This window comes from Mycobacterium sp. NPDC049093 (assembly GCF_040704635.1).
Classification (GTDB): domain Bacteria; phylum Actinomycetota; class Actinomycetes; order Mycobacteriales; family Mycobacteriaceae; genus Mycobacterium.
In genome coordinates, this window is record NZ_JBEZJS010000005.1 from 107,693 (window position 1) to 134,174 (window position 26,482).

A 26,482-nucleotide genomic window follows, 5' to 3' on the forward strand; every position below is an offset into this window, starting at 1 on the left:
CGTCCGCGAACTCAGCGCAACTCGGGGCCTGCCGGTCCGACGGCCCACCCATTGTCGGCCACCCAGGGCGAGGCGGCCGCCGCGACCGGCCAGGCTTGTTCGGCGGGGATGTCGAGCACGGCGTAGCGCTTCTGCCCCGCGGCCGTCGCGGCGATCAGCGTGGCCACCCCCGCGCGACGCTGAAAATACGTCTGCCGCACCGTCCACCCGATGATCCCGGCGGTATCGAGGTGGTCGCGGCGGCGCTCGAGGCTTCCGGTGCGGGCGACGAGCCAGCCGTCGCGCACCAGGTGGCCCAGCGAACGTGCCCGGTCCGCGGCCACCAGGCAGGCGCACACCAGGAGCAGCACCCAGAGCACCCACGCCCATACCGGCACCCCGACCACCGCCATCGCCGCGCCGGCCGCCATCGGCAGCGTCAGGGCACGAGTCCATCGCCGTCGCACCGCGGCCGGACCGTGGGCAACCAGTGGTGCGTCCACAATGCCGGGGTTGTCGATCAGCTCCGCCAGCACGGTCCTGGCGGTGTCGGCCGGGCAGGGCGGCAGCAGGAGCGACGCCTCCCCCGCCCCACCGACACCGGTCATCACCGCGTCGAGGCGGGCGCCGCCCAGGGCCCGCACCGGCAGTGGTTCACGCAGGGTGCCGCCGCGCAGCCGCCGCATGTCGTAGGTGTGCTCGCGCAGCCGCAGCAGGCCGTGCTGCAGGTGGAGCGCTCCGCCCTTTCCGGGAATGTCCCTGCGGGTCAGCACCAGGTTTCCGTAGGTCAGCAACGACCTCAACACCGAGAGAAGCACCGACAGGACGAGGATGACGAGTACACCGAGGCCCACGCCGACGACCAGGCCCAGCCGCTCAGCGGTGGCGATACCGGACTGGGCCAGTGGCGAATCCTGCAGTTTGTCAAGCATTCCGGTTTGCGCGATCACCCCGTACGCGCCCGAGATCATCAGCAGCCCGGTGAAACTCAGCGGGCTGTAGCGCAACCAGGAAGGCTGCCAGCGGGCCAGCTCCCGGCCTGCCGGTGCATCGGCGGCCGGGACGGCATCGGCCAGCAGGATCGCGCGCAGCCGCGGCACCTGCTGTGACTCAACCGCGTCGAGAGCAAACTCGGTGTCGCCCTTGGCCTCCCGTCCGGTGCTGATCCTCAGCACCGTCAGTCCGAACAGCCGGTGCAGCAGCCGGGCTTCGGTGGATACCGACCGGATCCGGTTGCGTGGCACCGACAACACCTTGCGGTGCAGCAGCCCGGTACGCAGTTGCACCTCGTCGGGTTCGATGCGGTAGCTGGTGGTGAACCATCGCGCCAGACCGACCGCGATGGTCAGGGCGATCGCCGCGATCGTCCACCAAGAGTTGCCGGTGGCCGAACCGAGCACCACCGCACCGATCAACAGCGGAATCTGTTGCAGGACTTCATGTACCGGATGGACAAGCAGCATGCGCGGGCTCAGCCGCTGCCACTGGAGCTGGACGGCCGGCACGCTCATGTGGCGTCCTGTTCGCCGATCGCCGCGATGTCGGTCAACTGCGCCACCACCCGCTCGGCCACGTCGTCGTCGAGCGCCACGATCCGCACCGCGCCCGCCGACGATGCCGTCGTCACCGTCACGTTGGCCAGGCCGAACATGCGGTCCAGCGGGCCCCGGTAGGTGTCCACGGTCTGCACCCGGGAGATCGGCGCGATCCGCCGCTCCTGGACCAGCCACCCGGTGCGGGTGTACACCGCAGGGGTCCCGGACCCGACGTTGATGTCCCACCGGTGCACCCGGTAACGCCACATCGGGACCACCACGATGAAGAGCGCCGCGCCCAGGACCGTGACGACCGCGGCGGCGCCGTGCAGCCACAGCATCCGCTGGTCGATCGCGAACCAGATCAACTGCGCCAGTGTCAGAACCACCCAGGGGATGGCCGCGCCCAATGCCCACACCAGCGGCGCCTTGCGGCTGGGCCGCTGGGCGGGATCGATCAGATTCACTGGGTGAACACCGTCTTCCAGTCGTTCTTCATGTCGACGACGGTCCAGCCGTTCGGCCCGGCCTGCTGCAGTGCGGTGACCAGTTTCCCGGAGGACGGCGGATCGGCGTCGTAGGCGTACTCGCGCTCGGCATCGGTGTGGTGGATCAGGACGCCGAGGCTGGGCCGCGGGTTGTCGATCGTGGTGTATTCCAGCATGGCCTGGTCACCATCGCTGTTGCCGACAGCCAGAATCGGCCTGCGCCCGACGAACTCGTGAATGCCCGACGGCTTGCCGGCCTTGTCGTCGACGAAGACGTAGTCGAGGGTCTTGACGAGTACCGGCTTGCCATCGCGCAGCTCGTATCTGGTGGTGCCGGTGGAACCCACCACCTGCTCGGGTGGGATGCCGTACACCCGCTGCGAGAACACGCGCATGAAATCCGCACCGCCGCCGGAGACGATGAAGGTACGGAACCCGTTGGCGCGCAGGTAGGACAACAACTGCTGTTGCGGTTCGTAGGTGAGCTGGTCGTAGGGCTTGTCGAATCGAGGATGCCGGGCGGTTGCCATCCAGTCGGTCACCCGGTGGTTGAACTCGTCGGTGGTCATCCCGGAATGGGTGAGCGCCAGCACGTGCAACAGTCCCTCGTGCCGGTCACCCGCGAGCAGGGTGGCCACGTCCCCTTTGAGCGCCGCCTGCACCATCGGGTCGGCGGCCAGTGCCGGCTCGTGCGGTGCCCGCCGTTTGAGCTCGTCGAAGACGAACGCCGCCTGGAACGGCAGCGGCGCTTCTGCCCACAGCGTCCCGTCGTTGTCGAACACCGCGATGCGGTCTTCCGGTGCGACGAATTCGGGCGTGCCCTGCGTGGTTGTCCGCTTGACGAACTCGGTGAGGGAATTCTTCGCCGAGGTGTCGTTCCACGCGGACAACGGATCTGCGGCATCGTCGTTCGACGAACAGCCGGTCAAGCACAACAGCACGGTCAGCAGGACCGCGGTCAGAGTGCGCATGGTTCCCACACTGCTATGGCGCCGAGGTGCCGTCCAGCACCGGACTCACCGAGCCGGATACTCGGCCGTCATCTTCCGCAGGTACGGGCAGTCCTGGGCGGGATTCTCATCCGGACAGGTCAGCAGGTGCTCGAGGTGCTCCTTGGCGTTGGCCAGCCGATCCTGTTGCCGCTCAATCTCCCCGAGGCGGTCGCGCACGGCGTCGCGCCAGTCGCCCTTACCCGCGGTGAGAATTGCCTCGATCTCGTCCAGACTCATGAGGCCGCTTTCCCGCCATATCTTGATCAGCCCGATCCGGTGGAGTTGTTCCGGACCGTACAACCGCCAGCTGGACCTGCGTTGGCCCGGAAGGAGCAGGCCGCGCTTCTCCCAGTACCGCAGCGCCGATTCGGCCAGACCGAACCGTCGCGCGGCCGCACCGATGCCGATGAAGTCGTCGCCACTCATGTCACCCCGCATTCATGGCTTGATCTAAAGCCCGGTTGAAGTGCTCTTGTTAGGTAACCCTAACTAACGATCGCGGAAAGAAAGGCTCTCCCATGGGCAACGAATACGTCGAGACCGTCATCATCGGCGCCGGTCAGCAAGGCTGCGGTGTGGCCGGCGCGATCCAGGACATCGGGCGCGCGGCGATCGTGTTCGAGAAGGGCGAGGTCGGCCAACGGTGGGCGCACGAAAGGTGGGACAGCCTGCTCGTCGGGAGCGGAAACCGATCGATCCGGCTGCCCGGGTGGGAATACGACGGCGACGACCCGTTCGCCCTGCCCTCGGGACCGCAGGTGGCCGGCCATCTGCGGCGCTATGTGCAGGACCGCAACCTGACGGTCCGTGAGCACACACCGGTGCAGGCCGTCGAGGGTCGGTTCAGTGTCTCCAACGAAGACGCGCGGTTCAGCACCCGCCTGCACGACGGCGAGACGGTGGAATCGCGAAACCTCGTCGCGGCCGTCGGCGGCTACGCCCAACCGCGCAAGCCCATCCTGTCCTGCGACATCGATTCGGCCATCCACCAAATCCATTCGTCCGACTACCGCAATCCCGGCTCGCTTCCGAGCGGCTCGGTCCTGGTGGTCGGCGCGGGCATCAGCGGCCAGCAGATCGCTGACGAACTGATCGACGCCGGTCGACGGGTGTTCCTGTCCGTGGGGCGGCACCGGGCCTGGCCCCGGCACTACCGCGGCCGCACCATCCATGAATGGATGCATGCGTTCTCGCTGTACGACGACTTCGTCACCGCAGGCGCCGACGACAGCACGCGACTCCCCGGATTGCCGGTGTGCGGCAACCGGCTCGGCACCGCCGAACTCAATCTCGGCACCCTGGCCGAAAAGGGTGTCGTGCTGGTCGGTTCGGCGCGCGGGGCACGTGGAAGCGAGCTGATGCTGGAGGACAACGTCATCGACATCGCTGAGGAATCCGCGCTCACATTCCGAGCGGTGATCAACAAGATCGACGCCGGGCTACGTGACCGCGGCTTCGTCGCCCCCGAGGCCGCAATCACACCCGCCGTGAATCTCGATGCGATCGAGGGTTTCGAGACCCGGCTCGACCTGGCTCACCACGACATCTCAACCATCTTGTGGTGCACCGGGTTCCGCCCTGACTACCGGATCCTGCCCGCTCATGCGCTCGACGAGAACGGGGCACCACTCCAGCAGGGCGGCATCCTGGGCGCCCTACCCGGCCTGTACTACGCGGGGCTGCCCGACGGTAGCTCGCTGGCCCGGACAGGCTTGGCCGCCGTCCCGGACAACAGCCGTTTCATCGCAAGCCAGATCCATGTCGATCACGTGATGCGGTCGAGGTCCTCGGCCTCCGTGATCGCGACAGTGTGAGGAGCAAGGGCACCCCCGTAGAGTTCGAGCCATGAGCGCCAATTCCAAGTGGACCGAGGCCGATGTCCCCGATCAGTCCGGACGGATCGCGATCGTCACCGGCTCCAATACCGGGCTGGGCTATGAGACCGCCCGCGTGCTCGCCGCCAAGGGCGCGCACGTCGTCGTCGCCGTGCGCAACCTGGACAAGGGCCGCGAGGCCGTCGACCGGATCACCGCGGCCGCGCCGAAGGCCGACCTCAAGCTGCAGCACCTCGACGTGGGCTCGCTGGACTCGGTCCGTAGCGCGGCCGACGAACTCAGGGGCGCCTACCCGCGGATCGACCTGCTGATCAACAACGCCGGGGTGATGTACCCGCCGAAGCAGACCACTGTCGACGGCTTCGAGTTGCAGTTCGGCACCAACCACCTCGGCGCATTCGCGCTGACCGGGCTGCTGCTCGATCATCTGCTGCCGGTCGACGGGTCGCGCGTCGTCGCGGTCGCCAGCGTCGCGCACCGCATCCAGGCCGCCATCCACTTCGACGATCTGCAGTGGGAACGCAGCTACAACCGGGTGGCCGCCTACGGGCAGTCCAAGCTGTCGAACCTCCTGTTCACCTACGAGCTCCAACGCAGGCTGGCTGCCAAGAACGAGCCGACCATCGCGGTGGCCGCCCATCCGGGAGTCTCGGCCACCGAGCTCACTCGCCACATCCCCGGCGCCGGTCTACCGGGTGTCGACCAACTCACTGCCCTGCTCGTCAACAGTGCGCTGAAGGGCGCCCTGGCCACTCTGCGCGCGGCCACCGATCCCGATGTTCGCGGCGGCCAGTACTACGGACCGGACGGATTCCGGGAAGTGCGCGGCTACCCCGAGCTCGTGACCTCCAGCAAGCAGTCCCACGACGAGGACCTGCAACGCCGGCTATGGACAGTGTCGGAAGAGCTCACCGGCGTCAGCTTCCCGGTGTGATGATGCGGACCGTCGAAGAGCACCAGCAGGTGGTCGCGGGACTGATCAAACCCCGTGCACCACAACATCTTCCGTTGAACGACACCCTCGGCCTGGTGCTGGCCGCCGACGTGGTCGCCCCGCTGTCGCTGCCCGGCTTCGACAACTCCGCGATGGACGGCTATGCCGTCGTCGCCGACGACGTGGCCGCCGCCACCGAGGATTCCCCGGTGCGGCTGCCCGTCGCCGAGGACATCCCGGCCGGCCGTACCGACCTGCTGACGCTGCAACCCGGGACCGTGCACCGCATCATGACGGGCGCACCGCTCCCGTCGGGTGCCACCGCGGTGGTGCCCGTCGAGGCCACCGACGGTGCGACGGACACGGTGACGATCCGCGCTGCGGCCCGGGAGAACCAGCACATCCGCCGCGCCGGCGAGGACGTCACCGCGGGCACCGCCGTCCTGCGCGCCGGTCAGGTGATCACTCCGGCCGCGCTCGGGTTGGCCGCCGCGCTCGGGCTGGCCACGCTGCCAGTGCTGCCGCCGCAGCGCGTCATGGTGATGTCCACGGGCACCGAGCTGGTGGCCCCCGGCACCGAGCTGAAGCCAGGGCAGATCTACGAGTCGAACGCGGTGATGCTGGCCGCAGCGGTCCGCGACGCCGGCGCGCAGGCCACCATCGCCCCGATGTCCGCCGACGACGTCGACGCCTTCCGAGCCGCGCTGGCGGCGCACGCCGCAGATGCCGATCTGATCATCACCACCGGCGGGGTCAGCGCCGGCGCGTACGAGGTGGTCAAGGACGCCTTGTCGGATCAGGTGGAGTTCGTCAAAGTCGCGATGCAGCCGGGCATGCCGCAGGGGGCGGGCACGGTCGACGGTGTTCCGATCATCACGTTGCCAGGCAACCCGGTCAGCGCGCTGGTGTCCTTCGAGGTGTTCGTCCGTGCGCCGCTGCGGGCGGCGATGGGCCAGGCCGAACCGGACCGGCCCCGGCGCACCGCGCAGCTGACCGAGGACCTGACCTCACCGCGCGGAAAACGGCAGTTCCGGCGGGGTGTGCTGACCGGGGATACGGTCAGCAGTTACGGTCCCCCCGCGTCGCATCATCTGCGTTGGCTCGCCTCGGCGAACTGTCTGTTGGTGATCGCCGAGGACGTCTCCGAACTTTCGGCCGGGTCGACGGTTCCCGTCTGGGACCTGAGCTAGCAATTCCGCCACCGGGCGCACGTAGAATCCTCCCGATGGCCAGACGCCCCGACCTCCAGCAGTCCGGACCAGAACGCCTCGTGGCGCTGGTGCGATCCAGTGTTCCGCCGATGCATTCGGCGGGATTGCCCTTCGTCGGCGCCAGCCTCGCCGTTGCGGCCCTGGGCCGCAAGCACCGGTGGGTGCGCCGGGCAGGCCTGGTGGCCGCCGGCGCCAACGCCGCGTTCTTCCGGCACCCGGCTCGGGTGGCGCCCACCCGCCCCGGAGTGGTGGTCGCGCCCGCCGACGGGTTGGTGTGCCTGATCGGGGACGCCGTCCCGCCGGCCGAACTGGGATTGCCCGACACCCCGCTGCCGCGGATCAGCATCTTCCTGTCGGTGCTCGACGCGCACGTACAGCGAGCCCCGATCGGCGGTGACGTCGTCGCTGTGCAGCACCGCCCCGGACGGTTCCACTCGGCCGAACTCGAAGCCGCCAGCGAGGACAACGAGCGCAACAGCGTCGTGATCCGCACTCCGGACGGCACCGAGGTGATCGCCGTGCAGATCGCCGGTCTGATCGCCCGGCGCATCGTGTGCAACGCCCGGGTCGGCGACAAACTGGCCATCGGCGAGACGTACGGCCTGATCCGCTACGGCTCCCGGCTGGACACCTACCTTCCTGCCGGTTCGAAACTGCTCGTTACCCCCGGTCAGCGGACGCTGGCCGGAGAAACCGTCCTGGCGGAGTTGCCATGATCAAGCCGCGCATGAGGCCCCCGTCGTTGATCAAGGGCCGCATGAAGCCGCCGCCGTTCTCCGTGCGAATGCTGCCGAGTGCGATGACGGTGGCCGCGATCTGCCTGGGCCTGTCGGCGGTGAAGATGGCGCTCGACGACCGGCCCACCGAGTCGATGGCGTTCTTGGCGGTCGCGGCGATCCTCGACGCGCTGGACGGCCGGGTGGCGCGGATGCTCAACGCCACCTCCAAGATGGGCGAGGAGATCGATTCCCTCGCCGATGCGGTCAATTTCGGTGTGGCACCGGCGTTCATCATCTACGGCACCATGCTGTCGCACTCGCGGATCGGGTGGATCGTGGTGCTGCTGTACGCGGTGTGCATCGTGTTGCGGCTGGCGCGGTTCAACGCGCTGCTCGACGTGGATCAGCCTGCGTACGAGAAGGAGTACTTCGTCGGCATGCCCGCCCCGGCGGGCGCCATCGGCGTGATCGGTCTGCTGGCCGCCAAGATGCAGTTCGGCGAGGGGTGGTGGACCAGCGAGTGGGCCGTGTCGATCTGGGTGATCGGTGTCTCGCTCCTGGTGGTCAGCCGGATCCCGATGCGCAAGATCCACACCTTCTCGGTGCCGCCGAACATGGTGGCGCCGTTGCTGGCATTGGTCGCCATCGGTGTGGCGGCGTCGGTGTTCTACGGCTACATCGTGATCATGGTGATCATCGTGGCCTACGTCATCCACATCCCGTTTGCGATACGCACCAAGAAGTGGGTGGCCAGCCACCCCGAATCGTGGGACGACAAGCCGCAGCAGCGCCGTGCCACGCGGCGCGCGATTCGCCGGGCCCAGCCGCACCGGCGGTCGATGGCGCGCCTGGGGCTGCGGAAGCCGGGTCGCTGACATGTCGCAGCTCGAGGCCGAAGAGGATCAACCGCTCGGGCATCTGCGCCTGACGGCACGACTGAATACCTCGGCGCTCGACTCGCGCCGTGGTGTGGTCCGGCTACATCCCGAGGCCATCGCCGCCCTCGGGCTCCGCGAGTGGGACGCGGTGTCGTTGACCGGATCCCGTACCACCGCCGCCGTCGTCGGCCTCGCCCCCGGCGGCACCCCCACCGGGACCGCCCTGCTCGACGATGTGACGCTGTCCAACGCCGGGGTGCGGGAGAACGCCACTGTCATCGTGGCGCCGGTGACGGTGTACGGCGCCCGGGCGGTCACGGTGACCGGATCCAAACTGGCGACCGATTCGATCTCGTCGGCGACGCTGCGCCAGGCGCTGCTGGGCAAGGTGATGACTGTCGGCGACACGGTGTCGCTGCTCCCCCGCGATCTGGGGCCGGGCACCTCGACGTCGGCGGCCACCGCGGCGCTGGGCTCGTCGGTGGGCATCACCTGGACCTCGGAGCTGTTGACGGTGACCGGGGTCGATCCGTCCGGACCCGTGAGCATCCAACCGAATTCGGTGGTGTCGTGGGGACCCGGCCTCGAAGGCGTCGGGTCGGCGCCGTCGGATTCCACCGGTGCCCACACGATCAGCCCCGCACGCGCCGAACCTGCGGTCAGCTTCGATGATCTCAAGGGCTCCCATACCCAGGCCGGCAAGCTCACCGAATGGCTCAAGCTGTCACTCGACGAGCCACAGCTTCTCGAAACTCTGGGCGCCACACCCAATCTCGGTGTGCTGGTGACCGGCCCCGCCGGTGTCGGCAAGGCCACCATGGTGCGGACCGTATGTGCCGAGCGGCGGTTGGTGGAGCTCGACGGCCCGGAGGTGGGGGCGCTGGCCGCCGACGACCGGTTCGGCCGGGTTTCCGACGCGGTCGCCAGCGTGCGCGACGGAGGCGGGGTGCTGCTGATCTCCGACGTCGACGCGCTGCTGCCGGCCGCCACCGGCGACCGGGCCCCCGAGCCGGTCGCCGCCCTGATCATCGGTGAGCTGCGTGATGCCGTCGCCACCCGCGGCGTGGCGTTCGTCGCGACGTCGGCGATGCCCGTCGGGGTGGATACCCGGCTGCGAGCGCCGGATCTGTGCGACCGCGAGCTGGCGCTGACCCTGCCCGATGCCACCACCCGCAAGGCTCTGCTCGAGGTGCTGCTGCGCGGCGTACCGTCGGCCGAACTGAATCTCGGCGAAATTGCCGACCGTACACCGGGGTTCGTCGTCGCCGATCTGGCCGCCCTGGTCCGCGAGGGCGCATTGCGGGCAGCCTCGCGAGCAAGCGCCGACGGCAACGAGCCGGTGCTGTGGCAGGAAGACCTGACCGGGGCACTGACGGTGATCCGACCGCTGTCGCGGTCGGCGGCCGAGGAGGTGTCGGTCGGCTCGGTGACCCTCGACGACGTCGGCGACATGGTGGAGACCAAGCAGGCGCTCACCGAGGCGGTGCTGTGGCCGCTGCAGCATCCCGATACCTTCCAGCGCCTCGGTGTGGAACCACCACGCGGAGTGCTGCTGTACGGGCCGCCCGGTTGCGGCAAGACATTCGTGGTCCGGGCGCTGGCCAGCTCCGGGAAACTGTCCGTGCACGCGGTCAAAGGTGCCGAGCTGATGGACAAATGGGTCGGCTCGTCGGAGAAGGCTGTGCGCGAGCTGTTCGCCCGGGCGCGGGATTCGGCACCGTCACTGGTGTTCCTCGACGAGATCGACGCCCTGGCTCCGCGCCGCGGACAGAGTTTCGATTCCGGGGTGACCGACCGCGTGGTCGCCGCCCTGCTGACCGAACTCGACGGCATCGAACCGATGCGCGACGTCGTGGTGCTGGGTGCGACCAACCGCCCCGACCTCATCGATCCGGCACTGCTGCGCCCGGGCCGGCTGGAGCGGCTCGTGTTCGTCGAGCCGCCGGATGCCGATGCCCGTCGTGAAATCCTGCGTACCGCAGGCAAATCTATCCCGCTGGCCTCTGACGTCGATCTCGACGCGCTGGCCTCCGAGCTGGACGGTTACAGCGCGGCCGACTGTGTCGCGCTGCTGCGAGAGGCAGCGTTGACCGCGATGCGCCGGTCGATCGATGCGGCCGACGTCACCGCAGCCGATGTCGCCAAAGCCCGCGAGACCGTGCGGCCCTCACTGGACGCGACGCAGGTGGCGTCGTTGCGGGAGTTCGCGGCCGGGCGGTGAGTCGTGTGGCCGGGCGGTGAGTATTGCGCCCGGGTCAGCATCCCGTCCGCGAGTCACACCTGTCCCATCCGCCACCGCCCCGAGGGCACTACTCGAGTTGCCCAGCTGCGCGCGACAATCGAGCGACAATCGCCTCCTGAACCACCTGCGTAACTCCGCCCCCACGGTGGCCCGTCACATTCGACTCCTGCGTATCTGAGACCTCGGCAGCCCCATCCGTCCAGTGCCCGACTGTCAGCGACACTGTCGCTTGCAGGTGGGCAATCCGAAATCTGTTGCACACGAGACTGTTTGAAGATGGAGTGACGCAAGTTAACATCGCGTCAGTGACGAACGGTGCTCACGATATGCATGTGGCGATTGTCGCTCGATTGTCGCTGACAGGCGGGCACAACGACACCCGCGCGCCGAGCCGTGACTGCTGAGAGTGATGTGACTGCTCACCCCTCGGCGATCGCAGCGAGCCGTTCGACCGATCCCTGCAGCTTGTCAGCGGTGGTCGCGCGGGCGCGGACCAGACGCTTCACGTCCGTCAACTGTGACCAGTCATAGGTGTGGGTCACCAGGGTTCGGTTGTCGCCCAACGGTTCCAGCTCCCAGCGCCACAGGTGACCGGGCGGTTCCTTCCCCACTTCCGACGGCCGCCACGCTATCCGCCGGCCCTCCTCGAACTCCACCACGTGGTTCTCGCGGTCGCCACCCTGGCTGATCGTCATGACGAACACGTCGCCGACCGCACGAACCCGCTGACCGGTCGCAGCCTGAGCCAGATTCTCGTTCCCGTCCCAGCGGGGCTGTTGGGATGGATCCGCAATCATCTCGAAGATGACCTCTGCCGGTGCGGCGATCTCGCGACTGGCTGCGACAACCCTTGAGACTCCGGCCTTATCATCCATAGGCCAGACCATACCCATACTTCGGCAGGCGCAGACGAGGGGCGAGATGGAAAAATTTGCGAGACGATCCGGGATTGCAGTAGCGCTGATTTTTATTGCAATGCTGGCGTCCTGGGCATTTAACGCCGCAAAGCAATTCTCACTGGTGACATTAGTCGTAATTGTCGGTTTAGCATTGACCACCACCTACTTGATCCTCATGATGACACAATCAAGGACAGTAACATTCCAGGCATCATTCGACACCACTGGAACCCAACTGCGGCCCGATAAACGGATAGAAAACAATCTGCGACGATTCATCGTCACAGGGGGCCTGTCAACGTGGTTGATGTTCTTGGCCTGGGTTTTTGGCGTGCTATATCTACCCTTTGACGTCGGCCAACATGTATTCCCACTATGCGCCGGAGCGGCCGCGGCAGTTCTGACGTGGTGTTGGGTAAAGTTGCGCCAACAAGGAAGCCTCAGCTACCTCGCCCTGACACCGGATGGATTTGAATTCTCGACACTGCGGGAACCCAAAGCTGGAAAATGGGACGAGGTGGAGAACATCGCGGACAAACTGCCCGATGAGGAGCGCTTCTGGAACCCGATGGTAGTGACAATGGCCGGCGGCGAAACACTGCTGATGGAGGCTCCCGGGACCTACACGCCCAAGGGCACAGCACTCGTGGAGTTGGTCCGACTCTACTGGCAGCGTCCCGACCTTCGCGATGAACTCATCGATGGGCGCGCCATCGAGAGGCTACGCGCACTCTAGGAAACCCATCCTACCTGTGGTTTCAGTTGCGATTTGCTGCGCGCGGTCGCCCCGATCCGGTGTTAGGCTCCTCCGAGCGAAGTTCGTCGACGATCGGAATTCGGTTATGGGCGTAGGAAGCTTCTACTACTTGCAGGGCAACTACGCCTACGGCATTGCCGACCACGCCAACGGGGCGAAGTCGAGCGTGCCGTGGGCGATGGCAGGCATCGGATCCGACTTTCTGTCAATGGGTCAGCTTGTCGCTACCGAGGGCGCTGGCGCACTGGCAAAATCGGCAGCCGCGAGTGGCGCAACTTCGTCGGCCAAGACCCTGGGGAATATCGCGAAGGGTGCCGCTACCCCGATTATCAATGCCGGTTTGATCGTCCTGACCATGGAAAGCAATATGCTGGGGTTCGGCCGACCCGAGGACGGCGCACGATTCACCGAAGGCGCCAACCATTTCGTCGACGCTCACTCGACCCTTTTAAGATCCGCACCACCCGGCGACTGGACGGGCGACGCGTCGAAGGCCTACGGCGACAGAAATAAGGAACAACAAGCGCGCGCTGCCGACATGTCGTCCACCGACTCCGCGATTCAGAAAGTTGTCGCCGAGGAAGCCAGGCAAGTCGGCGACACCCGCGATTTCGTTTCGCAAATGCAGACGATACTGAGCCTGAGTATTGTTCCAGCCCTCCTCGCCAAAGCTGCCCCAGTCGTCGGTCCCGCGCTTTCGACGGCAATCGAGGTCGCAGCAGTTGCGGGCACCGTGCCCGCCGCAACCATCCAATGCCATCAAATGGCCAGTCGTTCCGGCGAGAATGCGGGCAAGATCAAGGACCTGGCCTCTCGGTACGAATCGACGAACGCCAACGCCAAGATTCCTGGCGGCGGTTTCGGCCCGAGCTAGCCCGCCCACCCTGAATCTGACCGAGGAGCTTCCATGACGCAGCCGCCACTTACCGTTTCCGACCAGATCCGGTCGACCGCGACCGTCCAGGGAGAAGCCGCGTCGTTGATCGAGTCGGCCAAGTCGGCGCCGGATGGCACCGCGGGCCATGTCTTCCAGACCCACGGTCTGGTGTGCTCTCCCACGGCCATGGCACTCAAGTCCGCAGAACTGTCCCGCCGCGAAGCAGCCGGGAAGATGCATGAAATCTCGACTGACCTTTCCGTCAAGCTGAGATCGGCAGCCACCGACTACACGACCACCGACCATCAAGAGGGCGGCAACCTCGACGGCCAGATGCATCCGCGCTGAGCCAAACCCTTACCTAGCCAACAACTTCCGCACAGCGTCGGCCAGGTCCTCCTCCATCCAGGCCGGCAGCTCGGCGTCGTTGGCGTGACGTCGGACCACGGCATACGGAAGGTCGACGACCACGCGCGACATGGCGTCCATCGTGCGCGCGTCGTCGTTTCCGTAGACACCTCGGGCCAGATCGCGTAGCCGCGCGATGAGTGGCGCATTCATCGCCGCCAGCGTCGCGGTGAATTCTGCATCGGGCGCGCCGTCGAGCAGATCACTGGGCCGGATGGTCAGCAGCAACCGCGCGTCCTCGGGGGTTTCGCGGGAGAAACCGACAGCGGCCACGCCCATCGCGACCGCCGCCTCGACCGGATCGTCGCCCGTCGCCGCCATCGCCCGCGATTGAAACCGCTCCAGCGCCCGCAACCAGGCCGCGGTCAGTACACCGTTGCGATTGCCGAACCGGTGGTACAGCGTGCCCGCCGGGGCGCCGCTGACCTTGGCAATCGCCGCAACACTTGCCGCCCTGGGCCCTTCAGAGAGCACCAGGGCCCGCGTCGCATCCAAAATTGCGTCGGTTTCATGCTTCCGAGGAGGCGCCATCTTCTAGTACAGTCCTTCTATATGGAACGTTTACCCTATATCGATGAGCATGCCACAACAGTCGACGCCGACGCTGCCACGACATGGGCCGCCGTCCTCCGAGCAATGTGCGGTGACCCGACCGAGCCGCGGGCTCCGATCGGGTTCGCGATCGGCGAGTGCACGCCGCGCCGGCGCCTGGTACTCAAGGGCCGTCATCCCTTCTCGATCTACGAGTGGATGTTCGAACTGGACGACCTGGGCCCGCATCGCACCAGGGTGCGCTCACAGACCTGGGCCGCCTTTCCTGGCATCCACGGAAAGGCCTATCGCGCGCTGGTAATCGGTTCGGGCGGCCACAAGGTGGCGGTGCGCTACGCACTCAAACGCATTGCCGGCCAACTCCGTCCGCGTCCGAACGTTCCGGCATGATCGCGAACTGGGGCGCCACGACGCATGAACGTGCCACACCGCTACCGTGCGATGCCCTCGCTCCCGACGCCGCGGTGTGCGCGGACCGGGCGATCGGCATCGATGCACCACCGTCGATCGTGTTCGGGTGGCTGTGCCAACTGCGCGTCGCGCCCTACAGCTACGACCTGCTCGACAATTTCGGCAGGCGCAGTCCGCGCACCCGGGACCCGGAGCTCGCCCACCTCACGGTCGGCCAACGCTTCATGCAGATCTTCACGCTGGACTCGTTCGTCGACGACGAGCACATCACGCTGCGATCCGGAGCGGTCGCGGTCACGTATGCCACCCGGGCCGAAGCCGGCGGCACTCGATTGCACGTACGGGTACGTTTCGGCACGAACCGGATCCTCGGCTGGGCGCTGGCACTGGGTGACGTGGTGATGATGCGTAAACAGCTGCTCACTCTTCGCGAGTTGGCCGAAGGAGAAGCGGCCAAAACCATATCTTGACGGTGGCTAGTTGGAGTGGCATAGTCCAACTTGTCACTGACTAGATTCACGGGAGTTGAAATGGCCGACACCGCCTTACACACCGTTGAAACCGCCCGCGCCGGCGACCGGGAACGTTCACGGACCGCGAACGACCTCGGCCAGGCACTCACCCAGGGCTATCTGACGATGCCCGAGTACGAGGATCGACTGCAGTCGACGTTCCAGGCGCAGACCGCCGACCAACTGCGTCGGCTCGTCGCGGACCTCCCCGTCGGCCGACTACGACGTCACGATCCCCGGCGTCACGCCGCTCAGCAGCGGGCCGCCCGGATGAGCGTCCGGATCCACTTGGCCGCCTACCTCGCCGGTGCCCTGTTGATGCTCGGCATCTGGCTTGCCGTCGGGCTCGGCGGTGGCGGCTGGTACTTCTGGCCGGTCTGGCCCATCATGGGCTGGGGCATCGGCGTTGCGTCACATGCCATTCCGGTATGGGCTCACGGTTCGATCAGTCCGGCGCGAATCGCGTAACGCGTCAGCGCCAGCCGGTCCCGCAGCCCGAGTTTGGCCAGGATGTTGGTCCGGTGCCGGTCAACTGTCTTCGCGCTGATCGTCAGCGTCGCGGCGATCTCACGGGTCGAGTAGCCCTCGGCGATCAGTTTGAGCACTTCCTCCTCACGCGGGGTGAGGATCGTGTCCGGCAGTTCACCGCCCTGGCGTGACCGGTGCAAATAGTCGCGGATCAACGCCGTCACCGCGCCCGCATACAGGAACGGCTCCCCTCTCATCGTCGCCCGGCAGGCCTCAAGCAGGTCGCGGTCGGCCACGGACTTCAACACGTAGCCCGATGCTCCGGCCTTGAGCGCCTCGAAGAAGTACTGCTCGTTGTCGTACATCGACAGGATCAGGATCCGCACGTTCGGATGCGTCCGGTTGATCTCCCGAGCGGCCTGTAATCCCGTCATCCGCGGCATCGCGATGTCGAGGATCGCCAGGTCCACCGGCGTCGTCCCGAGCGCGGTCACCGCCTCATGTCCGTCGGCGGCCTCGGCCACCACCTGCAGATCCGGTTCGGCGTCGATGATCATGCGCAGGCCGCTGCGGACCAGTGCATGGTCGTCGGCGAGCAGGATGCGTGCGGACATCAGAGCGGGATCACCAGCCGCACCTCGGTGCCGCCGTCTGGCGGTGAGGTGATGGAGAGCTCGGCGTTCACCAGCAGGGCACGCTCGCGCATGCCGTTGATACCGGCCCCCTCGTCATCCACGCCACCACAGCCGTCGTCGGCGATCTGCAGCGTCAGATCGGTTACGCCGGTGTGCAGATCAAGCCATACCTTGCCGGCCTCGGCATGCCGCGCCACATTCGTCAGGCTCTCCTGGGCGATTCGATAGCACACAAGCTCGACATCAGGTTTCAACCGACCTGATTGCGGCGCAATATGTTTGACCACCGCGATGCCGGAAGCCTGACCGAAGTCGGTGCACAGTGCATTGAGCGCGCTGTGCAATCCGAGGTCCTCCAGCGCATCGGGACGCAGCCGCCGGGCGATCTCCCGTACCTCGTCGAGGCTGGACCGCACGATCTCCTGTGCGTCGGCCAGTTCGTCCCGGATCGACTCAGGTGCCCGGTCGACAACCCGCTTGAGCCGCAGCAGTGCAACCGTCAGGGTCTGGCCGATCTCGTCGTGCAGTTCCCGTGCGATGCGTTGCCGCTCGTTCTCCTGGGCCGCCAGTGCCGACGCGCTCGCGGTGGTCCGTTCGGTCTCCAACCGGTCCAGCATCGCGTTGAACGACTCGATCAGGTGCTGCAGATCGCCGCTGCCACGGCCGTCCACCCGATCGCTGCGCTTGGGCGGATCGACCCGCCGCATTGACGCGGCGAGCCGATCCAGTGGGGCAAGACTGGACCGCAACAACACGGCGTTGGCGGCCAGGATGATCACCAAACCCACGGCCAGGACCGGGATCTCGGTGACCTTGATGCGCGCTGACACCGAGGCCGGCGACACCGCCAGGATCAGTGTGCCCAGCGTGAAGATCAACCCGTTGATCAGGAACACCCGCCGGAACAACGCGGCCGCGGGGGTGCGCGCCGGTTTCACCCCACCAGCGTGACCCGAGACCAGCACTGTTGTCCATACAGGCAATTCCCCCCGCTGAATGGGTGTCAGCCCCGATGGTCCCCGGCCACCGGATCGCACACACTGACAGCCACCGCCGAAGCCGAGCCGTCCCGAAGTGATCGGAGAACGAGGACGATGACACTAGCGACGCATTGGAACGAGCTCATGCAGGCACATGAAATCGCAGCCCACCTGCCGACCGTGCGGATCGACGACCCGGTTTCGAAGGCTGTCCAGCTCATGGTGGTCAACCGGCTACCCGGCCTGGTGGTGGTCGACGACGACGATCGCCCGGTGGCGGTGCTGCCCGGAACCCAGGTGCTGCGTCTGGCGATTCCCGAGTCCTACCAAGATGATCCGGCACTGGTCCGCACCGTCGACGAGATCCACGCGGACCTGTTCTGGCACGGCCCGGGAAAACTCACCGTCGGTGACTGCCTGCCCGGCCCCGCCACCAAGCCGGCGACCGTCACGCCCGATGCCACCCTTTTGGAGATCGCGACGGTGATGGCCAACAAGCGCAGCCCGCTGATCGCCGTCGTCGACCGCAGTGGACGACTCACCGGGGCCGTGACGCTCGAGCGCCTGCTCACCAGCCTCGCCGTCGCCGGGCCGGGCGACTGACCCCCTCAGCTCGTGCTGGCTCCGGTTCTGGCGCTGACGATCTTCGTCGTCGCCTTCTGGTTCATCGCCACCGAGCGAGCCGACAAGGTCAAGACCGTCCTGGTCGCCGCGGGCCTGATGGCCCTGCTGGGGCTGATCCCCGGCGCCGAGGTGTTCCACTCCGAGCACCAGGGCATCGACTGGAACGTCATCTTCCTGCTGCTCGGGATGATGGTGATCGTCGGCGTCATCAAACAGACCGGGCTCTTCGACTTCCTGGCGATCTGGGCCGCCAAGCGTTCGCGCGGCAACCCGTTCCGGCTGATGGTCATGCTGATGGCGATCACCGCCTTCGCGTCACCGGTGCTCGACAACGTGACCATCATCCTGCTGATCGCCCCGGTGACCCTGGTGATCTGCGACCGGTTGCGTATCGCACCGCAGCCCTATCTGATCGCCGAGGTACTGGCCTCCAACATCGGCGGCGCCGCCACCCTGATCGGAGACCCGCCGAACATCATCATCGGCAGCCGCGCCGGCCTGACCTTCAACGACTTCCTGGTTCACATGGCACCGATCGTGATCATCATCTTCGCGCTGTTCGTGCTGTTCACCCGGGTGCTGTTCCGCGCGGACCTGCGGGCCGACCGGGTACACATCGACGAGGTGATGGCCCTGCAGGAACGCCGTGCCATCAAGGACACCCGCCTGCTGATCCGGTCCCTGCTGGTGCTCAACGTGGTGATAGTCGGGTTCGCGCTGCACTCGGTGCTGCATGTGGCGCCGTCGATCGTGGCCCTGCTGGGCGCCGGGGCGATGCTGCTGGTCACCGACATCGACGTGGCCGAGGTGCTGCCCGAGGTGGAGTGGCCGACGCTGGTGTTCTTCATGGGGCTGTTCGTGATGGTCGCGGGGCTGGTCCACACCGGCGTGATCGGTGCGCTCGGGTCGGTCGCGGAATCGGCTTTCGGCGACAACTGGTTCGGAGCGGCCACCGCGCTGCTGTTCGGCTCGTCGGTGGTCGGTGCGTTCGTCGACAACATCCCGTACACCGCGACGATGACGCCGGTTGTGGAGGACATGGTCGCCCAGGCCCCCGACGCGGAGACCGGTCAGGCGTTGTGGTGGGCGTTCGCCCTGGGCGCCTGTTTCAGCGGCAACGGCACCGCCATCGCGGCGAGCGCCAACGTGGTGGCCATCGGCATCGCCAAGCGGGCGGGCCATCCGATCAGCTTCTGGCGGTTCACCCGCTACGGAATCGTGGTCACCGCGCTCAGTACGGCGTTGGCCTGGGTGTACGTCTGGTTGCGGTATTTCTGAAACACCTACCCGGCCGTCGGCATCCAGGCCTCGCTGTGCGCACGAGCCTCTGCAGGCTGAAGGTGGCCACAACGGCCCACGTAGAATGGGTGAAAAGCCATAACCACTCATGCCGATGCTTTGCGCGCGCGTGCGCATCGGTAGCCGACACCCCGACCCCAACCCGATCGGAGTGCCATGCTCGCCGTTCTACTCGCCCACGCGGTCGCTACCGCGCTGGCGCCGCTTCTGGTGGCCAAATGGGGTCGGATGGCGTTCTATCCCCTTGCCCTGGTTCCGCTGGGCTCCCTGGTCTGGGTCGCGCTCAACTGGCCCACCGATGACCACGTTCCCACCCTGAACATTCCGTGGGTCCACGAGCTGTCGATGGACATCACGCTGCGCTTCGACTCCCTCGCGGCGATCATGAGCGTGCTGGTGCTGGCCATCGGGGCGCTCGTCCTCTTCTACTGCGGCGAGTACTTCCACCACCACGACGGCCGCATCGAGAAACGGCTGCCCAGCTTCGCCGCCGAGTTGGTCGCCTTCTCGGGCGCCATGTTCGGCCTGGTGGTCAGCGACAACATGCTGATCCTCTACATCTTCTGGGAAACCACCACTGTCCTGTCGTTCCTGCTGGTGGGCCATTACGCCGAGCGGGCCACCAGCCGCCGGGCGGCCACCCAGGCCCTGTTGGTGACCACGTTCGGCGGCCTGGCCATGCTGGTCGGCATCGTGGTGCTGGGCAACATGGCCGGCACCTACCTGCTGTCCGAGCTGATTGCCGCGCCGCCCACCGGGACGGCCGCCGCGGTCGGGGTGGCGTTGATCCTCGTCGGCGCCCTGTCCAAATCGGCCATCGTGCCCCTGCACTTCTGGTTGCCCGGCGCGATGGCCGCTCCCACTCCGGTGAGCGCCTACCTGCACGCCGCGGCCATGGTCAAGGCCGGTGTCTACCTGGTGGCCCGGATGACGCCGGGATTTGCCGACACGTCGTTCTGGCGTCCCATGGTGGTCGGCCTGGGGCTGGTGACCATGTTGCTGGCCGGCTGGCGTGCGGTGCGTGAATACGACCTGAAACTGATCCTGGCGTTCGGCACCGTGAGCCAGTTGGGTCTGATCACCGTGATGGTCGGCGCAGGCGGCAGCGACATGATGCTGGCCGGGCTGGCCATGTTGTGCGCGCACGCGATGTTCAAGGCGGCGCTGTTCATGGTCGTCGGCGTGATCGACCACGCCACCGGCACCCGCGACATCCGGCGACTGGCCGGGTTGGGCCGTCACCACCGACCCCTGTTCCTCATCGCCGTCGGTGCCACCGCGAGCATGGCGGCGCTACCGCCGTTCTTCGGGTTCGTCGCCAAGGAAGCCGACCTGGAGACGGTGCTGCACAGCCCGGCCCTCGGCACCGCCGCACCCTACGTGCTGGCGTGCATCGTGATCGGCTCGGTGTTCACCACGATCTACAGCCTGCGCTTCCTCTGGGGCGCGTTCGGCGGCAAGGGAGAGTCGGAGCCCAGCGCTCGCGTGGCCGAAATGCACCGTCCCTCAGTGACTTTCCTGGCGGCACCGGCGATTCTGGCCACCGCCGGCCTGGCCTTCGGGTTGTGGCCCGCCGGAATGGACGCGGTGCTCGACGAATACGCCAACACCATTCCCGGCGGGTCGGGCTACCACTTGGCGCTGTGGCATGGCCTGGGCCTTCCGCTGTACCTCTCGGCGCTGGTGCTCGCGGTCGGTATCGCGGCGTTCCTGGTCCGCCGGCGTCTGCCCCGCACCCGGTTCGCCTACCTGCCGCTGGGCAACGCCGACCGCATGTACGACGCCACCATCCGTGGTCTGGATGTCCTGTCCCTGCGACTGACGGGTTCCACCCAGCGCGGTTCGCTGCCGGCCACCCAGTCGGTGATCTTGTGCACGCTCGTCGCGTTGCCCGTCGCGACGCTGGTCCTCGGACCCCGCGACCAACCGGCGTTCGCACTGTGGGACTCGCCGCTGGTCGTGGTGGTCGGGTTGCTGATGCTGGCCGCCGCGGTCGGGGCGACGATGATGCGCAACCGCCTGGCCGCGGTGCTGCTGGTCGGCGTGACCGGATACGGGTGTGGCGCGATCTTCGCCTTCAACGGCGCACCGGATCTGGCGTTGACCCAATTCCTGGTCGAGACACTGGTTCTGGTGATCTTCGTGCTGGTGCTGCGGACGCTGCCGGCCGAGGCCGACGCCACCAACATCAAGAGCCACCGCATTCCACGGATCCTGCTGGCCCTGGCCGTCGGCGCGGCCGTCACCTCCCTGGCGGTCTACGCGATGGCCGCCCGCACCGGCGCCGGTATCGCCGAGTTGTTGCCGGATGCGGCCTACTACCGCGGGCAGGGCGCCAACACCGTCAACGTGCTGCTGGTCGACATCCGCGCCTGGGACACCATGGGCGAGATCATGGTGCTGCTGGTGGCCGCGACCGGGGTTGCCTCGCTGGTGTTCCGGCACCGCCGGTTCGGCGCGGCGCCGCGGCTCAGTACGGCGGCCGGGCAACCCGACATCGGGCCCGTCGGCGCCTATACCCCGGCCATCGGCGACGTCACGTGGCTGCGCGGCTCGGAAGCGCGTGACCCGCGGCACCGCTCGCTGGTCCTGGAAGTGGCGACCAGGATCATCTTCCCGCTCATCATGGTGCTGTCGGCCTACTTCTTCTTCGCCGGGCACAACACCCCCGGCGGCGGCTTCGCCGGCGGGCTCACCGCGGGGCTGGCCCTGGTGCTGCGGTACCTCGCCGGGGGCCGTTACGAACTCGGCGAGACGCTGCCGTTGGATGCGGGCAAGATCCTGGGCACCGGGCTGGGGTTCTCCGCCGGGACGGCCGTCGCCTCGATCCTGCTGGGCGCGCCCGCCCTGTCCTCGGCGGTGCTGCAGTTCGACATTCCGGTGTTCGGTCACGTCAAGCTCGTGACCGCGCTGTTCTTCGACCTCGGTGTGTATCTCATCGTTGTCGGCCTGGTGCTCGACGTGCTGCGCAGCCTCGGTGCGCGGGTGGACGTGGAAACGGTCGGAGCTCCCGCAACCTCGAAGGCGGTGGCGCGATGACGACCTTCCTGATTCCGTTGATCCTCATCGGCGGCCTGACCAGCGCCGGGGTGTACCTACTGCTCGAGCGCAACCTGACCCGAATGCTGTTGGGCCTGCTGCTGATCGGCAACGCCGTCAACCTGCTGATCCTGACGGTCGGTGGAGCGGGCGGCAATCCCCCGATCCGCGGGCGCACCAGCAACGGTTCCACCACCACGGCGGATCCGTTGGCGCAGGGCATGATCCTGACCGCGATCGTCATCAGCATGGGCATCGCAGCGTTCGTCCTGGCCCTGGCCTACCGGTCCTACCGCCTGACCACCGTCGAAGAGGTCAGCAACGACCCCGAGGACACCCGCGTCTCGCAGAAGTCCACCTCCGGGCTCGACGAAATCGGCACCGACGAGGAGATTCCCCAACCCGACACTGCCCGCGACACCGATGCACCCGACGAACTCGACGCACTGCCCGGATTCGAGGGATCGAAATGACGCCCCAGGCCCTGATCCCGCTGCCCGTGCTCATCCCGGCACTGGCCGCGGCGCTCACGCTCGTCGCCGGGCGGCGTCCGCAGTTGCAGCGTCTCATCACCCAGATCGCATTGGTGGCGGTGGTCGCGGTGTGCGCGGCGCTGGTCTACCTGGCCGACCGCGACGGCACCCTGGTGCTGCACGTCGGCGGTTGGGGACAGAGCGTGCCCGGCATGGGCCCGCTGGGCATCACCCTCGTGGTCGACCGGCTCTCGGCCCTGATGCTGCTGGTCTCGGCCATCGTCTTGCTGGCGGTGGTCGCCTACGCCATCGGGCAGGGTATCCGCGACGGCGACGAACGCCAGCCGGTGTCGATCTTCATGCCCACGTATCTGGTGCTCTCGGCCGGGGTCTGCACGGCGTTCCTGGCGGGCGACCTGTTCAACCTGTTCGTGGGTTTCGAGGTGCTGTTGTCCGCGAGCTTCGTGCTGCTGACCATCGGCGCCAGTGAGGAACGGGTCCGGGCCGGCATCTCGTACGTGATGGTGTCGATGGTGTCGTCGCTGATCTTCCTGATCGGCATCGCCCTGGTGTACGCCGCCACCGGCACGCTGAACCTGGCCGAGCTGGCCGTGCGCCTCGACGATGTGCCCGCCGGTACCCGCAACGCACTGTTCTCCGTCCTGCTGGTCGCCTTCGGCATCAAGGCCGCGGTGTTCCCGCTGTCGACATGGCTGCCCGACTCCTACCCGACCGCGCCGGCACCGGTGACCGCGGTGTTCGCCGGGTTGCTGACGAAAGTCGGTGTGTACGCGATCATCCGGGCCCACGCCTTGCTGTTCCCCGGCGGCAGCCTCGATTCGGTGCTGCTGGTGGCCGGACTGCTCACGATGGTCATCGGCATCCTCGGTGCGATCGCGCAGAGCGACATCAAGCGGTTGCTGTCCTTCACCCTGGTCAGCCATATCGGCTACATGGTGTTCGGCGTCGCGCTGGGCAACCAGCTCGGCATGTCCGGTGCCATCTACTACGTCGCCCACCACATCGTCGTGCAGACCACGCTGTTCCTGGTGGTCGGGCTGATCGAGCGGCAGGCCGGGGCATCCACCCTGAACCGGCTCGGTGGACTGGCCACGGCCAGTCCGGTGCTGGCGTTCGTGTTCGTCGTCCCCGCATTGAATCTGGGTGGTATCCCGCCGTTCTCGGGCTTCATCGGGAAGGTGGCGCTGATGGAGGCCGGCGCGGCGAACGGGTCGGCGCTGGCCTGGATACTGGTCGGCGGTGGCGTCGTCACCAGTCTGCTCACCCTGTACGTGGTGGCGCGGGTGTGGACGAAGGCGTTCTGGCGGGCCCGGGCCGACGCCCCTGAAGGACATCTGGCCGGGGCGGCGCCTGCGGTACTGCTCGACGACATCGAGGACATCGAGTTCGCCGACCGCGACAGCGTGGGACGGATGCCTGCGGGCATGCTGGTGCCGACGGCTGCGCTGATCGCCGTGGGACTGGCGTTGACCGTGGCGGCCACACCGATCTTCGCCTACACCGAACGCTCGGCCACCGAGGTGCTCGACCGTGGGCAGTACATCTCGGCGGTGCTGGGAGGGCCGCGATGAGCGCCCGCGCGAAGAAGAGACTGCAGATGCGACACCTCGCGCTGCGGATCTGGCTGCTGTGCTTTCTGATGCTGGTCTGGGTTCTGCTGTGGGGTCACTTCACGATGGCCAACGTGGCGAGCGGGCTGATCGTCGCGGCCGTCATCACGGTGCTGCTGCCGTTGCCGTCGGTGCCCGTCGAGGGCAGGCTGCATCCGCTGTCGCTGCTGAAACTTGTTCTGCTGGTGGGCTATTACCTGGTGTTGTCGTCGGTCCAGGTGGCCTGGATGGCGATCCGGCCGGGCCCGCCGCCGCTGGTGGCCGTGCTGCGCGCCAATCTGCCCGCGCTGAAATCGGATCTGGTGCTGGCCCTGGCGGTCAACATCTTCAACCTGATCCCCGGATCGATCGTGCTGGAGATCGACCAGGCCCGCCGCATTCTCTACGTCCACCTGATCGACGTCGGCTCGGAGGCCACGGTGCAGCGGTTCTACCGCCAGGTCGAGCAGGTTCAGCGGATGCTGGTGGCGGCCTTCGAGCGGGAGAGCGACTGGCAGCCGTCAGCTGAGCGGGAGGCGGGGCGCGCATGACGATCGTCTGGATCATCTCGGCAGTCATGCTGACCGCGGCCGCCACGATCACCATGTTCCGGGTGCTGGCCGGGCCGAGCACCCTGGACCGGCTGGTTTCCCTGGACACCCTGATCGCGGTGACGATGTGCGGAATCGGCACGTGGGCGGCGTTCAGCCTCGACACCACAGTCACCTACAGCCTGACGGCGCTGGCGTTGATCAGCTTTGTCGGCTCGGTGAGTGTGGCCCGGTTCCGCGTGCCCGACACCGACGATCGACGGCGACTCCGACCACGGCGGGGGCAGCGATGAATGTTCTCGACATCCTGACCGCGTTCCTGATTCTGAGTGGGTCGACGCTGGCGTTGACGGCGGCCATCGGCGTCGTCCGGTTTCCCGACACGCTGTCGCGCATGCACGCCGCCACCAAGCCGCAGGTGCTCGGCCTGCTGCTGGTGCTGGCGGGTGCGGCCATCCGCCTGCGTGGGCACGCCGATATCGGCATGGTGATCCTCACCGGGTTGTTCACCTTGATCACTGCGCCTGTGGTGGCCAACCGCGTCGGTCAGTTGGCCTACCGCGAGCAGAACATCCGGGATGACCTCCTGACCCGCGACGAGATGGCCGAATTCGGGGAGACTGGGAGCGATGGCCAGAACTGACGACGACAGCTGGGATATCACCGAGAGCGTGGGTGCCACCGCGCTCGGGGTGGCGATGGCTCGTGCCCACGAGACCACCGCAGACTCTCCGTTGTTCACCGACCCGTATGCACAGATGCTTCTCGACGGCGCGGCCGCGCGGGGCTGGCGGCCGCCCACCGGGGTGATGGCTCAACGAATCCGCGCCATCGGCAATTACGCCGCTTCCCGGACCAAGTGGTTCGACGAGTTCTTCGTCGCCGCAGGCGCGGCGGGTATCCGTCAGTCGGTGATCCTGGCAGCCGGTCTGGATGCCCGGGCCTGGCGGTTGCCTTGGATCCACGAGAGCGTGGTGTTCGAGATCGACCAACCGCAGGTACTGCAGTTCAAGGAGGAAGTCCTGGCGGCCCGTGGGGCGGTACCGAAGGCCCGGCATGTCGCGGTGCCCATCGATCTGCGTCAGGATTGGCCGAAAGCCTTGCGGGACGCGGGTTTCGACGCCACCCAACCCACGGCCTGGTCGGTCGAGGGGCTGCTGCCGTACCTGCCCGCCGAGGCGCAGGACCTGCTCTTCGAGCGCATCACCGAACTGTCTGCACGGGACAGCCGGATCGGGGTCGAGTCGTTCAGTGCCGACTTCTTCTCCGAGGACCACCTGGCGCGTCGCCGCGAGCTCATCGAGAAGATGCGCACCGAGGCCGCCGAATCGGGCGAGGATACCGAGGACATGCCCGATCCCGCGCAGCTGTGGTTCATCGAGGACCGCCCCTATGTTCCCGAGTGGCTCGGTGAACACTGCTGGGATGTGTCGACGTTGCGTGCCGACGATGTGATGGCGCGGTACCACCGGTCCCTGCCCGCCGACACCACCGAGGGCACCATGGCCACCGAATTCGTCGAAGGTGTTCTGACCGACAAATACTCTGGGTGAACGGGATTCGGCTTCACGCCG

The 26,482-nt window shown here is 67.1% G+C and carries 29 protein-coding genes; 21 read left to right on the forward strand and 8 right to left on the reverse strand.

Annotation, left to right across the window (positions count from 1 at the left end; translation table 11 throughout):
* Nucleotides 1–11: 11 nt before the first annotated feature.
* From AB0876_RS20735 to AB0876_RS20750, 4 genes are read right to left on the reverse strand one after another with little or no spacing between them, the layout of a single operon-like run.
* The gene (locus tag AB0876_RS20735; RefSeq protein WP_526042831.1) at nucleotides 12–1,490 is read right to left on the reverse strand and encodes a PH domain-containing protein; all 1,479 of its coding nucleotides are present in this window, start codon (nucleotides 1,488–1,490) and stop codon (nucleotides 12–14) included.
* Nucleotides 1,487–1,981, reverse strand: coding sequence for a PH domain-containing protein (locus AB0876_RS20740; protein ID WP_526042832.1), 495 nt, complete (start codon nucleotides 1,979–1,981; stop codon nucleotides 1,487–1,489). Before AB0876_RS20740 ends, AB0876_RS20735 begins: the two co-directional genes overlap by 4 nt.
* The gene (locus tag AB0876_RS20745; RefSeq protein WP_526042833.1) at nucleotides 1,978–2,973 is read right to left on the reverse strand and encodes an HAD family hydrolase; all 996 of its coding nucleotides are present in this window, start codon (nucleotides 2,971–2,973) and stop codon (nucleotides 1,978–1,980) included. The genes AB0876_RS20740 and AB0876_RS20745 overlap by 4 nt, the downstream gene beginning before the upstream one ends.
* A 45-nt stretch (nucleotides 2,974–3,018) precedes the next feature.
* Entirely contained in the window at nucleotides 3,019–3,420 is a 402-nt protein-coding gene (locus AB0876_RS20750) for a MerR family transcriptional regulator (RefSeq protein ID WP_526042834.1), read from the reverse strand.
* A 92-nt stretch (nucleotides 3,421–3,512) separates the two neighbouring features.
* Between AB0876_RS20750 and AB0876_RS20755 the strand changes: the two genes are divergently transcribed.
* From AB0876_RS20755 to AB0876_RS20780, 6 genes are read left to right on the forward strand one after another with little or no spacing between them, the layout of a single operon-like run.
* Nucleotides 3,513–4,808, forward strand: a complete 1,296-nt coding sequence (locus tag AB0876_RS20755; protein WP_526042835.1) for a flavin-containing monooxygenase — start codon at nucleotides 3,513–3,515, stop codon at nucleotides 4,806–4,808.
* A 31-nt stretch (nucleotides 4,809–4,839) separates the two neighbouring features.
* Nucleotides 4,840–5,763 (forward strand): SDR family NAD(P)-dependent oxidoreductase, encoded by a 924-nt coding sequence (locus tag AB0876_RS20760; RefSeq protein WP_491840331.1) that lies wholly within the window; start codon nucleotides 4,840–4,842, stop codon nucleotides 5,761–5,763.
* A gap of 2 nt (nucleotides 5,764–5,765) precedes the next feature.
* On the forward strand, nucleotides 5,766–6,953 hold the full coding sequence (gene moeA, locus AB0876_RS20765) for a molybdopterin molybdotransferase MoeA (protein WP_526043044.1): 1,188 nt from the start codon (nucleotides 5,766–5,768) through the stop codon (nucleotides 6,951–6,953).
* A 35-nt stretch (nucleotides 6,954–6,988) separates the two neighbouring features.
* Nucleotides 6,989–7,690 carry a phosphatidylserine decarboxylase gene (locus tag AB0876_RS20770; protein WP_491840329.1) on the forward strand — a complete coding sequence of 234 codons (702 nt, stop codon included), beginning with the start codon at nucleotides 6,989–6,991 and terminating at the stop codon, nucleotides 7,688–7,690.
* A complete protein-coding gene (pssA, locus tag AB0876_RS20775; protein ID WP_491840328.1) occupies nucleotides 7,687–8,568 on the forward strand; it encodes a CDP-diacylglycerol--serine O-phosphatidyltransferase in 882 nt (293 codons plus the stop codon). Before AB0876_RS20770 ends, pssA begins: the two co-directional genes overlap by 4 nt.
* A gap of 1 nt (nucleotide 8,569) precedes the next feature.
* The gene (locus AB0876_RS20780; RefSeq protein ID WP_526042836.1) at nucleotides 8,570–10,792 is read left to right on the forward strand and encodes an AAA family ATPase; all 2,223 of its coding nucleotides are present in this window, start codon (nucleotides 8,570–8,572) and stop codon (nucleotides 10,790–10,792) included.
* A gap of 440 nt (nucleotides 10,793–11,232) precedes the next feature.
* Here the strand turns inward: AB0876_RS20780 and AB0876_RS20785 are convergent, their stop codons facing one another.
* Nucleotides 11,233–11,688 (reverse strand): SRPBCC family protein, encoded by a 456-nt coding sequence (locus tag AB0876_RS20785; RefSeq protein WP_526042837.1) that lies wholly within the window; start codon nucleotides 11,686–11,688, stop codon nucleotides 11,233–11,235.
* Between the two features lie 46 nt (nucleotides 11,689–11,734).
* Here AB0876_RS20785 and AB0876_RS20790 point away from each other — a divergent pair, with 46 nt between their 5' ends.
* The 3 genes from AB0876_RS20790 (at nucleotide 11,735) to AB0876_RS20800 (ending at nucleotide 13,694) form a co-directional block, all read left to right on the forward strand.
* Nucleotides 11,735–12,448 (forward strand): hypothetical protein, encoded by a 714-nt coding sequence (locus AB0876_RS20790; protein ID WP_526042838.1) that lies wholly within the window; start codon nucleotides 11,735–11,737, stop codon nucleotides 12,446–12,448.
* Between the two features lie 106 nt (nucleotides 12,449–12,554).
* Nucleotides 12,555–13,343 (forward strand): EspA/EspE family type VII secretion system effector, encoded by a 789-nt coding sequence (locus AB0876_RS20795; protein WP_526042839.1) that lies wholly within the window; start codon nucleotides 12,555–12,557, stop codon nucleotides 13,341–13,343.
* Nucleotides 13,344–13,376: 33 nt separating this feature from the next.
* Complete coding sequence (locus AB0876_RS20800) at nucleotides 13,377–13,694, forward strand: type VII secretion target (RefSeq protein WP_526042840.1); 318 nt, start codon at nucleotides 13,377–13,379, stop codon at nucleotides 13,692–13,694.
* A gap of 9 nt (nucleotides 13,695–13,703) precedes the next feature.
* Here AB0876_RS20800 and AB0876_RS20805 read toward each other — a convergent pair whose 3' ends face one another.
* A complete protein-coding gene (locus AB0876_RS20805; RefSeq protein ID WP_526042841.1) occupies nucleotides 13,704–14,285 on the reverse strand; it encodes a TetR/AcrR family transcriptional regulator in 582 nt (193 codons plus the stop codon).
* Nucleotides 14,286–14,306: 21 nt separating this feature from the next.
* Between AB0876_RS20805 and AB0876_RS20810 the strand changes: the two genes are divergently transcribed.
* The 3 genes from AB0876_RS20810 to AB0876_RS20820 are packed head-to-tail and all read left to right on the forward strand — an operon-like array spanning nucleotide 14,307 to nucleotide 15,697.
* On the forward strand, nucleotides 14,307–14,696 hold the full coding sequence (locus tag AB0876_RS20810) for a hypothetical protein (protein WP_526042842.1): 390 nt from the start codon (nucleotides 14,307–14,309) through the stop codon (nucleotides 14,694–14,696).
* Entirely contained in the window at nucleotides 14,693–15,187 is a 495-nt protein-coding gene (locus AB0876_RS20815; protein ID WP_526042843.1) for a hypothetical protein, read from the forward strand. Before AB0876_RS20810 ends, AB0876_RS20815 begins: the two co-directional genes overlap by 4 nt.
* Before the next feature lie 60 nt (nucleotides 15,188–15,247).
* Nucleotides 15,248–15,697, forward strand: coding sequence for a DUF1707 domain-containing protein (locus AB0876_RS20820; RefSeq protein ID WP_526042844.1), 450 nt, complete (start codon nucleotides 15,248–15,250; stop codon nucleotides 15,695–15,697).
* Here AB0876_RS20820 and AB0876_RS20825 read toward each other — a convergent pair.
* Both AB0876_RS20825 and AB0876_RS20830 read right to left on the reverse strand, forming a co-directional pair.
* Nucleotides 15,664–16,311: a response regulator gene (locus tag AB0876_RS20825; RefSeq protein WP_055110531.1), complete on the reverse strand. Its 648-nt coding sequence runs from the start codon at nucleotides 16,309–16,311 to the stop codon at nucleotides 15,664–15,666. The two genes, AB0876_RS20820 and AB0876_RS20825, sit on opposite strands and share 34 nt — an antisense overlap.
* Nucleotides 16,311–17,270 carry a sensor histidine kinase gene (locus AB0876_RS20830; RefSeq protein WP_526042845.1) on the reverse strand — a complete coding sequence of 320 codons (960 nt, stop codon included), beginning with the start codon at nucleotides 17,268–17,270 and terminating at the stop codon, nucleotides 16,311–16,313. The genes AB0876_RS20825 and AB0876_RS20830 overlap by 1 nt, the downstream gene beginning before the upstream one ends.
* A 156-nt stretch (nucleotides 17,271–17,426) precedes the next feature.
* On the opposite strand from AB0876_RS20830, the gene AB0876_RS20835 reads away from it, so the two are divergent.
* The 9 genes from AB0876_RS20835 (at nucleotide 17,427) to AB0876_RS20875 (ending at nucleotide 26,461) form a co-directional block, all read left to right on the forward strand.
* Entirely contained in the window at nucleotides 17,427–17,915 is a 489-nt protein-coding gene (locus AB0876_RS20835) for a CBS domain-containing protein (protein WP_235849386.1), read from the forward strand.
* 12 nt (nucleotides 17,916–17,927) lie between these two features.
* Nucleotides 17,928–19,214 (forward strand): ArsB/NhaD family transporter, encoded by a 1,287-nt coding sequence (locus AB0876_RS20840; RefSeq protein ID WP_526042846.1) that lies wholly within the window; start codon nucleotides 17,928–17,930, stop codon nucleotides 19,212–19,214.
* A gap of 177 nt (nucleotides 19,215–19,391) precedes the next feature.
* Nucleotides 19,392–22,274: a Na+/H+ antiporter subunit A gene (locus tag AB0876_RS20845; RefSeq protein WP_491840319.1), complete on the forward strand. Its 2,883-nt coding sequence runs from the start codon at nucleotides 19,392–19,394 to the stop codon at nucleotides 22,272–22,274.
* On the forward strand, nucleotides 22,271–22,747 hold the full coding sequence (locus AB0876_RS20850) for a Na(+)/H(+) antiporter subunit C (protein WP_491840318.1): 477 nt from the start codon (nucleotides 22,271–22,273) through the stop codon (nucleotides 22,745–22,747). Before AB0876_RS20845 ends, AB0876_RS20850 begins: the two co-directional genes overlap by 4 nt.
* Nucleotides 22,744–24,339, forward strand: a complete 1,596-nt coding sequence (locus AB0876_RS20855) for a Na+/H+ antiporter subunit D (protein WP_491840317.1) — start codon at nucleotides 22,744–22,746, stop codon at nucleotides 24,337–24,339. The genes AB0876_RS20850 and AB0876_RS20855 overlap by 4 nt, the downstream gene beginning before the upstream one ends.
* Complete coding sequence (locus AB0876_RS20860; RefSeq protein WP_491840316.1) at nucleotides 24,336–24,908, forward strand: Na+/H+ antiporter subunit E; 573 nt, start codon at nucleotides 24,336–24,338, stop codon at nucleotides 24,906–24,908. Before AB0876_RS20855 ends, AB0876_RS20860 begins: the two co-directional genes overlap by 4 nt.
* Nucleotides 24,905–25,201: a monovalent cation/H+ antiporter complex subunit F gene (locus AB0876_RS20865; protein ID WP_491840315.1), complete on the forward strand. Its 297-nt coding sequence runs from the start codon at nucleotides 24,905–24,907 to the stop codon at nucleotides 25,199–25,201. Before AB0876_RS20860 ends, AB0876_RS20865 begins: the two co-directional genes overlap by 4 nt.
* The gene (mnhG, locus tag AB0876_RS20870) at nucleotides 25,198–25,551 is read left to right on the forward strand and encodes a monovalent cation/H(+) antiporter subunit G (protein WP_491840314.1); all 354 of its coding nucleotides are present in this window, start codon (nucleotides 25,198–25,200) and stop codon (nucleotides 25,549–25,551) included. The genes AB0876_RS20865 and mnhG overlap by 4 nt, the downstream gene beginning before the upstream one ends.
* Entirely contained in the window at nucleotides 25,538–26,461 is a 924-nt protein-coding gene (locus AB0876_RS20875) for an SAM-dependent methyltransferase (protein WP_526042847.1), read from the forward strand. Before mnhG ends, AB0876_RS20875 begins: the two co-directional genes overlap by 14 nt.
* The last annotated feature ends 21 nt before the right edge of the window (nucleotides 26,462–26,482 follow it).